This window comes from Enterococcus haemoperoxidus ATCC BAA-382 (genome assembly GCF_000407165.1).
Taxonomy (GTDB): domain Bacteria; phylum Bacillota; class Bacilli; order Lactobacillales; family Enterococcaceae; genus Enterococcus_L; species Enterococcus_L haemoperoxidus.
The window spans coordinates 1,920,516-1,932,239 of record NZ_KE136479.1 but is presented as its reverse complement, the minus strand read 5'-3'; the positions used below and the strand labels follow the sequence as shown (position 1 = coordinate 1,932,239).

The window sequence follows — 11,724 nt, the reverse complement described above, 5'->3', positions numbered from 1 at the left end:
AATTTAAAGAAATGCTCACTTTTTACTTGCTCTTTTATCTGTTTAGTGATAATTTGTAAGTGTAGTCGATAAAAAGTAATACAGTTTTTAACGCTGTTTTACTTTTTACGAAAAAAAGAAACGTAACAGAGAGGATTGTGTGACAAAATGGCAAAGGCAAAGAAACAAAAACCTATTGACTTTAAAGCACTTATGGAAAAAGTCGACGCTGATTTCCCAACATTTCAAATTTTAGATAAAGATGGGAAAATCGTAAACGAAGATGCTGTACCGGATTTATCAGATGACGAATTAGTAGAATTAATGACTCGTATGGTTTGGTCACGTGTGTTAGACCAACGTTCAACTGCACTGAACCGTCAAGGTCGTCTAGGCTTCTTCGCACCAACAGCGGGACAAGAAGCAAGCCAATTAGCAAGTCAATTTGCTATGGATAAAGAAGATTACTTATTACCTGGTTACCGTGATGTACCTCAATTAGTTCAACACGGCTTACCATTAACAGAAGCATTTTTATGGTCTCGTGGCCATGTAGCGGGTAACCACTATGCTCCAGAATTAAATGCTCTACCACCACAAATCATCATTGGTGCACAATACATCCAAGCAGCAGGAGTTGCTTTAGGAATGAAAAAACGCGGCAAGAAAAACGTTGTCTTCACTTATACAGGTGATGGCGGTTCTTCACAAGGTGATTTCTATGAAGCAATCAACTTTGCAGGAGCATATCATGCAAACGGCGTGTTCATCATCCAAAACAATGGTTTTGCGATTTCAACACCTCGTGAAAAACAAACAGCAGCTAAAACATTAGCACAAAAAGCTGTAGCAGCTGGAATTCCAGGGATCGTCGTTGACGGAATGGATCCACTAGCAGTTTATGCAATCGCTAAAGAAGCGCGTGAATGGTCTGCAAATGGCAATGGTCCTGTTTTAATTGAAACATTAACTTACCGTTATGGTCCACATACATTATCAGGTGATGATCCAACTCGTTACCGTTCAAAAGATATGGATGACGAATGGGTACAAAAAGATCCGCTAGTTCGTTTCCGTAAATATCTAGAAGATAAAGGCTTATGGTCTGAAGAAAAAGAAAACGAAGTAATTGAAAAAACTAAAGAAGAAATCAAAGTAGCAATTGCAGAAGCAGATAAAGTTCCAAAACAAAAAGTATCTGATTTCTTGAAAAATATGTTTGAAGTTCAACCACAAAACATTAAAGAACAAATTGCATTCTACGAAGCGAAGGAGTCGAAATAATCATGGCACAAAAAACAATGATCCAAGCAATTACAGATGCCTTAGCTCTTGAAATAGAGAAAGACGAAAACGTCTTGGTCTTCGGTGAAGACGTTGGTAAAAACGGCGGAGTTTTCCGTGCAACTGAAGGTTTACAAGAAAAATTTGGTGAAGACCGTGTCTTCGATACTCCTTTAGCAGAATCTGGAATCGGTGGTTTGGCTTTTGGTTTAGCATTAGAAGGTTACCGTCCAGTTCCTGAAATCCAATTCTTTGGATTCGTATTTGAAGTATTTGACGAAATCGTTGGTCAAATGGCTCGTACTCGTTACCGTATGGGTGGAACACGTAACATGCCTATTACTGTTCGTGCGCCATTTGGTGGTGGTGTTCATACACCAGAACTTCACTCAGATAACTTAGAAGGATTGATTGCTCAATCTCCTGGTATCCGTGTGGTTATTCCATCAAATCCATATGATGCAAAAGGACTATTGATTTCTGCAATCAGAAGCAATGACCCTGTTGTTTACTTAGAGCATATGAAATTATACCGCTCATTCCGTGAGGAAGTGCCGGATGAAGCATATGAAGTACCATTAGATAAAGCAGCTGTGACTCGTGAGGGTACTGATATTTCTATCATTACTTACGGTGCTATGGTTCGTGAAGCAATCAAAGCCGCTGACAACTTAGCAAAAGACAATATTTCTGTTGAAATCATTGACTTACGTACTGTCGCTCCTTTAGATGTTGAAACAATCATTAAATCAGTTGAAAAAACTGGTCGTGTAGTCGTAGTTCAAGAAGCACAAAAACAAGCTGGCGTTGGCGCTATGGTTGTTTCTGAAATTTCTGAACGTGCGGTATTATCACTAGAAGCGCCAATTGGCCGTGTATCTGCTCCAGATACAATCTTCCCATTTGGACAAGCAGAAAACATTTGGTTGCCAAATGCTAAAGATATCGAAGCGAAAGCTAGAGAAATCGCAGAATTTTAATTAGAGACTAAACAAATCTTACTTTAAAAACGTGTCTTGATTTTCACGTGATAGCTTATCACGTGGAAATTTAGCGCTGTTATTTTAAGTAAATGACTAGTTAGACAGATACGATAAAGGAAGGGAAGGCTTAAAAAATGGCTTATCAATTTAAATTACCAGATATTGGTGAAGGTATTGCAGAAGGCGAAATCGTAAAATGGTTCGTTAAAGCAGGAGATACCATCAATGAAGATGATACATTACTAGAAGTTCAAAACGATAAATCTGTAGAAGAGATTCCATCTCCAGTTACAGGAACAGTTAAATCTATCGTAGTACCAGAAGGCACGGTAGCAAATGTTGGAGATGTATTGATCGAAATCGATGCACCTGGACATCCTGAAAATGATGCAGCACCAGCAGCGGCGCCAGCTCAAGAACAAACTCCTGCACAACCAGCAGCAGTTCCAGAAGCACCAGCAGCGGACAGCAGTGGCGGCGTGTTCCAATTTAAATTACCAGATATCGGTGAAGGTATTGCAGAAGGCGAAATCGTAAAATGGTTCGTTAAAGCAGGCGATACAATCAACGAAGATGATACTTTATTGGAAGTTCAAAACGATAAATCTGTTGAAGAAATTCCTTCACCAGTTACAGGAACAGTTAAAAACATCGTTGTTCCAGAAGGTACAGTAGCAAATGTTGGAGATGTATTGATCGAAATCGATGCACCTGGACATAATTCTGCACCAAGCGCATCTGCGCCAGCAGCAAGTGCACCTGCTCAAACAGAACAAGCAGCACCAGCTCCAGCAGCGTCAACAGGTGTTGTAGCAGCAGCTGATCCAAACAAACGTGTGTTGGCTATGCCATCAGTACGTCAATTTGCTCGTGAAAAAGATGTAGACATCACACAAGTTGCACCAACTGGAAAAGGCGGACGTGTTACAAAAGCAGATATCGAAAGCTTTATTTCAGGTGGCGGACAAGCAGCAGCACCAGCACAAGCTGAACAAACTGCGGCGGCTCCACAAGTAACAACTGCAACTGAAACAGCAGCACCAAAAGCACCTGCTAAACCATTTGTTTCTGATTTAGGTGAAGCTGAAACACGCGAAAAAATGACACCAACTCGTAAAGCAATTGCTAAAGCAATGGTAAACAGTAAACATACTGCACCTCACGTTACATTGCATGACGAAGTTGAAGTATCTAAATTATGGGATCACCGTAAGAAATTTAAAGATGTTGCAGCAGCTAACGGTACGAAATTAACATTCTTACCATACGTTGTGAAAGCATTGACTGCAACGGTTCAAAAATTCCCAATCTTGAATGCATCAATTGACGATGCAGCACAAGAAATCGTTTATAAAAATTACTATAACATTGGTATTGCAACAGATACTGATCATGGTTTATATGTACCAAACGTTAAAAATGCGAATACTAAGAGCATGTTTGCAATCGCTGATGAAATCAACGAAAAAGCAGCTCTTGCAATTGATGGTAAATTAACTGCTGCGGATATGCGTGACGGTTCTATCACAATCAGTAATATTGGTTCAGTTGGTGGCGGCTGGTTCACACCTGTTATCAACTACCCTGAAGTTGCAATTTTAGGTGTTGGTACGATCGCTACTCAACCAGTTGTAAATGCAGACGGTGAAATCGTTGTTGGACGTGTTATGAAACTTTCAATGAGTTTTGACCACCGTATTGTTGATGGCGCAACTGCTCAAAAAGCAATGAACAACATCAAGCGTCTATTAGCTGATCCAGAATTACTATTAATGGAAGGATGATTATCAAATGGTAGTAGGAGATTTCGCCATTGAATTAGATACAGTCGTAATTGGTTCAGGCCCTGGAGGATACGTTGCAGCGATTCGTGCTGCTGAAATGGGTCAAAAAGTTGCGATTATTGAACGTGAGTTTATCGGCGGTGTATGTTTAAACGTTGGATGTATTCCTTCTAAAGCATTGATCGCAGCTGGACACCACTATCAAGAATCACTAGATTCAACTATGTTTGGTGTAACAGCCAAAGATGTTGAGCTAGACTTTACAAAAACACAAGAATGGAAAGACAATAAAGTTGTTAATACGTTGACAAGCGGTGTTGGTTTCCTTCTTAAAAAACATAAAATCGAAATTATTGAAGGAGAAGCGTTCTTTGTTGATGAAAACACATTACGTGTGATCCATCCAGATTCAGCGCAAACTTACTCTTTCAATAATGCAATCGTAGCAACAGGTTCTCGCCCAATCGAAATCCCAGGATTTAAATTTGGCGGACGTGTCTTAGATTCTACAGGTGGTTTGAACTTGAAAGAAGTACCTAAGAAATTTGTTATCATCGGTGGCGGCGTTATCGGTGCAGAATTAGGTGGCGCATATGCGAACCTTGGTTCTGAAGTAACGATTTTAGAAGGTAGTCCTTCAATCTTACCAACTTATGAAAAAGATATGGTTAAACTAGTTACAGACGACTTCAAGAAGAAAAATGTAACAGTTGTAACGAAAGCAATGGCTAAAGAAGCAATCGACAACGGCGACAGCGTAACTGTAAAATATGAAGTAGACGGCAAAGAAGAATCAGTAACTGCTGACTATGTAATGGTAACAGTTGGACGTCGTCCAAACACGGATGATCTTGGTTTAGAACAAGCTGGTGTTGAAGTTGGCGAACGTGGTTTAGTTAAAGTGGACAAACAAGGTAGAACAAACGTATCAAACATCTTCGCTATTGGGGATATTGTACCAGGCGCGGCGCTTGCTCATAAAGCAAGCTACGAAGCAAAAATTGCTGCTGAAGCAATTTCTGGTAAAAAAGTAGAAGTAGACTACAAAGCAATGCCTGCTGTAGCCTTTACTGATCCAGAATTAGCAAGTGTTGGTATGACAATTGCTGAAGCCAAAGAAGCGGGATTAGAAGCAACTGCTTACAAATTCCCATTCGCTGGTAACGGCCGTGCTATTTCTTTAGGTAAAACTGAAGGATTCGTACGTTTGGTAACAACAAACGAAGACAATGTCATTATCGGAGCACAAATCGGTGGAGTTGGCGCAAGTGATATGATTTCTGAATTATCATTAGCGGTTGAATCTGGCATGAATGCTGAAGATATTGCATTAACGATCCATCCACACCCATCTTTAGGGGAAATTACTATGGATGCTTCTGAGTTGGCTTTAGGTTTGCCAATTCATATTTAAATAGCATATTTGTCACACAAAGAAAGACCGAGCTGGCCAGGCTCGGTCTTTTGTTTTAGCATTTTATTGAAAAGACGTTTAAAAGTTAGTGTACTTGCACAACTTTTAAACGTCTTTTTATAGTTTTGTAGCCTATCTTATACTTTTAGCGATGAAGTTCTTTGTCATCTTGTTCATCGATTCTATGAACCATCTCAAGTAATCCACCGTTTCCCTCATCTATAATTCGTTTTACTCTAGAAATCGTTGTAGTGCTGCTGCCAGTGGCTTCAGCGATATCACTGTACGTTTTGTTTAATAGTAGTAGCTTTGCAACTTCAAACCGCTGAATCATAGAATCTAATTCTTTAAGTGTCATTAAGTCGTCAAAGTAATTGTAGCAATCCTCCAATGTTTCTAAAGCTAATAGAGAACGGAAAAACTCATCGCCGTGGCCGTCTTGTATCTTGTCGATTTTCATAAGTTCCTCCTAAATTTAAAAGCGGAACAAATCGTTTAATCCTGTAGAAAATTAGGAAATTGTTATTGAAACGTTCTTTGTTTCACTAACAATTTATCTATTTTCCTAAGGATTGATTTGTGCAGCTAGATAATACTAATGATCAACACTTTCTTACGAAAGTCTTGTACTGTTCATCATCAGTTCAATTTTTTCACTGTGATTCTCAGCAAAAGCGAAACGGACTCGTTTAGACTTGGCAGGAAAATAGGAAAAATTAAGAGTGGCGATTTTTGCCACAATCTATTTTTATCTTTTTTCCGAAGAGCTAACCCGCGAAGCTAGATAATATAAAGGAAACAATACTTCACATTATCGCGCTAGATCCATTCTAGCAAGCATTTTTTATTATAAAACTTTTTTGTAATTTGTCCAGTAAATAGAATAAATTTTAAAGGGTGAAGTAAAACTGAAAATCAGTTTTACTTCACCCTTTAAAAATAGACTAACTGTTTTTATTTAGAAAGTAATCTTACTAAAGTGTATTGTTTTTTACCTTTACGAACAATAATGAATTTTCCATCAAAGCTCTGTTCTGCTGTGACGACAAAGTCTAATTCTTTAATACGGTCACCATTGATTGAAATCGCACCATTTGAAATATCTTCTCTTGCTTGACGTTTAGAAGGTTCAATACCAAGTTCGATCAACCAATCTACAAGATTTTGATCAAGTGTTTCTGTTTCAACGGTAGGCATATTTTTAAAGCCTTCTTCAATTTGTTTTGAGGTTAGGTTTTTTACGTTACCAGAAAATAACGCTTCTGAGATTGCTAATGCATCGTTTAAATCTTCTTCACTATGCACGAATTTTGTCATTTCTGCAGCTAGTACGCGTTGTGCCTCACGTAAATGTGGTTCAGTTTGAACTTTGACTTCTAAGGCATCGATTTCTTCTTTTGTTAAGAAGGTAAAGAATTTCAAGTATTTGATTACGTCACGATCATCTTGGTTTACCCAGAATTGGTAGAATTCGTAAGGGGTTGTTTTTTCTGGATCTAACCAAACCGCACCGCCTGCTGTCTTACCAAATTTTGTTCCATCTGCTTTTAACATCAATGGAATCGTTAAACCAAAGGCCTTTGCATCAGCACCTTCTTTTTTACGAATCAAGTCTAGACCAGCTGTGATATTGCCCCATTGATCCGCACCACCGATTTGCATGCGTACGTTGTTATTTTGGAATAAGTGTAAAAAGTCCATCGATTGTAGAATTTGGTAGGTAAATTCTGTAAATGAAATACCAGTTTCTAAACGACTTGCGACGATATCTTTAGCAAGCATTGTGTTGATATTGAAGAATTTACCGAAATCTCTCAAGAAATCTAATAGAGTAAGATCGTGTGTCCAGTCGTAGTTGTTCACTAAAGTCAATGTGTTATCTGTGTCTACTGCAAACAATTTTTCCATTTGTTTTGTTAAAGAATCAACGTTGTGCTGAACAGTTTCCATTGTTTGTAATTGACGTTCTGTCGTACGTCCACTTGGATCTCCGATCGTTCCAGTTGCACCACCAATCAAAATAAAGGGATGATGTCCGAATGCTTGGAATCTTTTTAGCATCATGAACGGAATCAAATGACCGATATGCATACTATCTCCTGTAGGATCAACGCCGCAATATAGTGAAATGCTATTGGATTCAACGTATTCACGCAACCCTTCGCTATCTGTTTGTTGGTTGATGGCACCACGCCATTCTAATTCATCAATAATGTTTGTCATGTCTCTTCTTCCTCTCCTAAATAAAATAAAAAACGCCCCATAGGCTATTAGCCTATGGGACGAACTTCGCCGTGTTACCACCCAAATTGTATATGAACATCATATACCTCTTAAATCTGTATCGTAGATAGACGCCTACTTACGGTAGGAAACTAAAAGTGTAATTCACAAAAAATGTATATGCCAACTCTCACTAAATGCTGACTCTCTGAAATAGGGACATTCTTGCTACTTCGCTTTATTAAAGTTTGATATGTTATTTTGTAGCAATTTTACGACAAATAAGTCAACTTGTCAAATACTTCTTTTTTTATTTTATTATTTTTAAATGAGGGGTTTCTCATATAAAGAGACTTCGCTTTAATCTAGGTTTTTTGAAAGTAGAAAGTAACAAGTATAATTTCTAACAATTGCGAACGACCTTTTTACAATTAGCTCTTCCATGTTATTTTTTTCACACAAATACTTTAGCGCAGTGGAGCGTTGACGCGCTGTATAAAGTATATAAATGTTAAATAACAGGTTATTTTTTTAATTCTGCTCTTTTTGACTTGAGGCTTAAAGCTACCTATACTTTGGGAGTGATTTCACATGTGGGAAACAAAAAATAGATTTAATCAGGAGGTCAAATAGAAACATGAATAAGAAATTATCATTATTTGGATTAATTGGAATTACCATGGCCTTTTTCGGAACGGTTCGTAGTGTTCCAACATTGGCATCAACAGGATGGGCACAAATTTTTTATATGTTGATCGCAGCTTGCTGCTTTGCATTACCAATTGCATTGATTTCAGCTGAGTTATCAACTGGTTGGCCAGAAGAAGGCGGACCGCAAGTATGGGTACGTAATGCTTTTGGAGAAAAATGGGGTTTTGTTACGTCATGGTTATTATGGGTACAAATGTTTTTCGGAATGGTAATGGTTGCTTCAACCGTAGGCGTACTGCTAGGTTATGTGATCGACCGTCCAGATTTAGGACACAATAATTTATTTATTTTTATCATGATATTGATTTCTTATTGGGGCATTACGTTGTTGAATTTGAAATTTGATATGGTAAAAATTGCGGGCGACTGGGGCGCTGTGATTGGCGTTTATATTCCTTTTGTGGCTTTAGTTATTTTAGGAATGATGTATATGGCAAAACATGGAATCAATCAGGATAGCTATTTAGGTCACTTTGAAGCAAGCAAGTTGTTACCTGATTTTAGCGACCTTGGTAGCTTACCAACGTTAACAGGAATTATCTTCATTTTTGCTGGAGTAGAAATTTCATCTGTTCATGCAAATAACATTGATAATCCAAAACGTAATTATCCAATTGCAGTTATTGCATCTGTTTTACTATTAGTTGTGTTTAACTTAGCTGCTGGTTTAAGTGTAGCAGATAGTGTACCAGCTGGAAAAATGGAACTTGCTAACATCACACAACCATTTGTGATCATGACACAAGATTTAGGAATTCCAGCGATTTTCAATAATATTATTTCATTGATGATTTTAGTCGGTGTGTTAGTGCAATTGAGTGCTTGGGTGTTAGGTCCAAGTAAATCAATGATCAAAGTAGCAGAAGAAGGAAACTTACCTCGATTCTTCCAAAAACGTAACGCAAAAGGGATTCCAATTGTTTTTGTTATGATCCAAGCAATTGTGATTTCACTTGTATCATTCTTATATGTTGTTGTACCAGATATCAGTGCAGCATTTTTAATCATCACGATTACAACGACGATTCTTTATTGTGTGGTATATCTATTGATTTCACTTTCAGCAATTAAGTTACGTTACAGTATGCCGACAGTAAAGCGTCCCTTTAGATTAGGAAATAAAGGCAATGGTTTGATGTGGTTTGTCTCAGTTTTAGCAATCGTTAGTGTGGTTGTTACAATTCTAGTCAGCTTGATTCCACCTAGCTCTGTTCCTCAAAGCGGACATGTAGCATATATTATTTTCCAAGTGGCGGCTACTGTGATTATGATCGGAATTGCATTAATCATTTATAAGAGAAAGAAACCAGAATGGAAGAAAACAAATAAATAAGAAATAACATTTTCAGCATGAACAATTATGAAACTATTGGAGGAAAATATCATGAAAAATTTCAATACTGATGATACAAATTTAAAAGCTTTATTTCTAGGAGACAAAGGCGAAAACGTTGATCTATTCAAAGAATTATTAAACAAAATGATCGATGAACATGTTGGCTGGAGACAAAATTATATGCCACAAGATTTACCTGTTATTTCTCCACAAGACAGAAGTTCTAAAAGTTTCCAAGAAACAGCGGATAATATGAGAAGTGTCTTCAATGTATTATCTTCACGTTTACGTACAGAATCACTTCCATGGCACTCAGCTGGCCGTTTCTGGGGACATATGAACGCTGAAACATTAATGCCATCAATTATCGCCTATACAACTGCAATGCTTTGGAACGGCAATAACGTGGCTTATGAATCATCACCAGCAACGTCACAAATGGAAGAAGAAGTTGGACTAGAATTTGCGACATTGATGGGTTACGAAGATGGCTGGGGTCATATTGCAGCAGATGGTTCGATCGCTAACTTAGAAGGTTTATGGTATGCCCGTAATATGAAATCATTGCCATGGGCGATTCAAGCTGTTGCACCAGAAATGGTTGCAGGCAAATCTGATTGGGAATTACTAAATATGCCTACATCTGAAGTTTTGGATATCTTAGATCAATTACAAGATAAATTTGATGAAATCAAAGCTAATTCAGCTCGTAGTGGTAAAAACTTAGACAAATTAGGTAAATGGATCGTACCACAAACAAAACACTATTCGTGGTTAAAAGCGGCAGACATTATCGGTATTGGTTTAGACCAAGTAATTGCTGGTGAAGTAAACAGTGAATACCGCATGGATATCGATAAATTAGAAGCACAAATTCGTGATCTAGCAGCCCAAGGAATTCCTACACTTGGAGTTGTTGGTGTGGTCGGCTCAACAGAAGAAGGTCAAGTAGACCGTATTGATCAAATCATTGCTTTACGAGATAAATTAGCCAAAGAAGGCATCTACTTCTACGTGCATGTTGATGCAGCTTACGGCGGTTATGGACGTTCAATCTTCTTAGATGAAAATGATCAATTCATCGAATGGGATAAGATCGAAGAAGTTTATGCAAAACATAACATCTTCCAAGAAAAAAATGATTGGTTGACAAGAGAAGTTTATGAATCATTCAAAGCAATCGAACAAGCTGAATCTGTAACGATCGATCCACATAAAATGGGCTATATTCCATATTCTGCTGGTGGTGTGGTAATTAAAGATATCCGTATGCGTGATGTGATTTCTTACTTTGCAACATATGTATTTGAAAAAGGGGCAGATATTCCAGCGCTATTAGGTGCTTATATTCTTGAAGGATCTAAAGCTGGTGCAACTGCAGCTGCTGTTTGGACTGCCCACAAAGTCTTACCATTAAACGTAACTGGTTATGGTAAATTGATGGGTGCAAGTATTGAAGGAGCCTATCATTTCTATCACTTTATCGATGGGTTAGAATTTAAAGTTGGCAACAAGATAATTGAAATCCATGCTTTAACAAAACCAGACTTTAATATGGTCGACTATGTCTTTAATGAAAAAGGAAATACTGACCTTGTAAAAATGAATAAATTAAATCATGATTTCTACGACTATGCCTCTTATACAAAAGGTGGTTTATATAACAATGAATTCATTACATCACATACTGATTTTGCTATCGAAGAGTATGGTCATAGTCCATTTGAATTTGTAAACAGTTTGGGTTTCTCTCGCGCTGAATGGGAACGTGCTGATAAAGTAACGATCTTACGTGCAGCCGGTATGTCACCATACATGAATGACAAAGAAGTCTTTGATGACTATGCAGAAAAAATCAAAGTAGCAATTCAAGAAAAACTAGAAGCAATTTACGCTGAGCAATAGAGTTGAATATTGTGGGTGCGGTAAGGCAAAAATACAGCTTTACCGCAGCTGCAGATTTTCTATAAAAAATAAATAAGAGGGAATGGTTAAATAGGAAGCTAGAAT

At 37.8% G+C, this 11,724-nt stretch carries 8 protein-coding genes and 1 other annotated feature; of the genes, 6 read left to right on the top strand and 2 right to left on the bottom strand.

Annotated features, from left to right (window positions below):
* Nucleotides 1-147 precede the first annotated feature (147 nt).
* The 4 genes from pdhA (at nucleotide 148) to lpdA (ending at nucleotide 5,444) form a co-directional block, all read left to right on the top strand.
* Nucleotides 148-1,263 (top strand): pyruvate dehydrogenase (acetyl-transferring) E1 component subunit alpha, encoded by a 1,116-nt coding sequence (gene pdhA / locus I583_RS08905; RefSeq protein WP_010760820.1) that lies wholly within the window; start codon nucleotides 148-150, stop codon nucleotides 1,261-1,263.
* A 2-nt stretch (nucleotides 1,264-1,265) separates the two neighbouring features.
* Nucleotides 1,266-2,243 carry an alpha-ketoacid dehydrogenase subunit beta gene (locus I583_RS08900; RefSeq protein ID WP_010760821.1) on the top strand — a complete coding sequence of 326 codons (978 nt, stop codon included), beginning with the start codon at nucleotides 1,266-1,268 and terminating at the stop codon, nucleotides 2,241-2,243.
* 137 nt (nucleotides 2,244-2,380) lie between these two features.
* On the top strand, nucleotides 2,381-4,030 hold the full coding sequence (locus tag I583_RS08895) for a dihydrolipoyllysine-residue acetyltransferase (RefSeq protein WP_010760822.1): 1,650 nt from the start codon (nucleotides 2,381-2,383) through the stop codon (nucleotides 4,028-4,030).
* A 7-nt stretch (nucleotides 4,031-4,037) separates the two neighbouring features.
* Entirely contained in the window at nucleotides 4,038-5,444 is a 1,407-nt protein-coding gene (gene lpdA / locus I583_RS08890) for a dihydrolipoyl dehydrogenase (protein WP_010760823.1), read from the top strand.
* A gap of 145 nt (nucleotides 5,445-5,589) precedes the next feature.
* Here the strand turns inward: lpdA and I583_RS08885 are convergent, their stop codons facing one another.
* Nucleotides 5,590-5,904: a YerC/YecD family TrpR-related protein gene (locus tag I583_RS08885; RefSeq protein ID WP_010760824.1), complete on the bottom strand. Its 315-nt coding sequence runs from the start codon at nucleotides 5,902-5,904 to the stop codon at nucleotides 5,590-5,592.
* Between the two features lie 494 nt (nucleotides 5,905-6,398).
* Nucleotides 6,399-7,667 (bottom strand): tyrosine--tRNA ligase, encoded by a 1,269-nt coding sequence (gene tyrS / locus I583_RS08880; RefSeq protein WP_010760825.1) that lies wholly within the window; start codon nucleotides 7,665-7,667, stop codon nucleotides 6,399-6,401.
* 52 nt (nucleotides 7,668-7,719) lie between these two features.
* Nucleotides 7,720-7,921 (bottom strand) — a binding site (T-box leader).
* A 383-nt stretch (nucleotides 7,922-8,304) separates the two neighbouring features.
* Between tyrS and tyrP the strand changes: the two genes are divergently transcribed.
* Both tyrP and tdc read left to right on the top strand, forming a co-directional pair.
* Nucleotides 8,305-9,711 carry a tyrosine-tyramine antiporter gene (tyrP, locus tag I583_RS08875; RefSeq protein WP_010760826.1) on the top strand — a complete coding sequence of 469 codons (1,407 nt, stop codon included), beginning with the start codon at nucleotides 8,305-8,307 and terminating at the stop codon, nucleotides 9,709-9,711.
* Between the two features lie 51 nt (nucleotides 9,712-9,762).
* Nucleotides 9,763-11,619, top strand: a complete 1,857-nt coding sequence (gene tdc, locus I583_RS08870) for a tyrosine decarboxylase (RefSeq protein ID WP_010760827.1) — start codon at nucleotides 9,763-9,765, stop codon at nucleotides 11,617-11,619.
* Nucleotides 11,620-11,724: the final 105 nt, after the last annotated feature.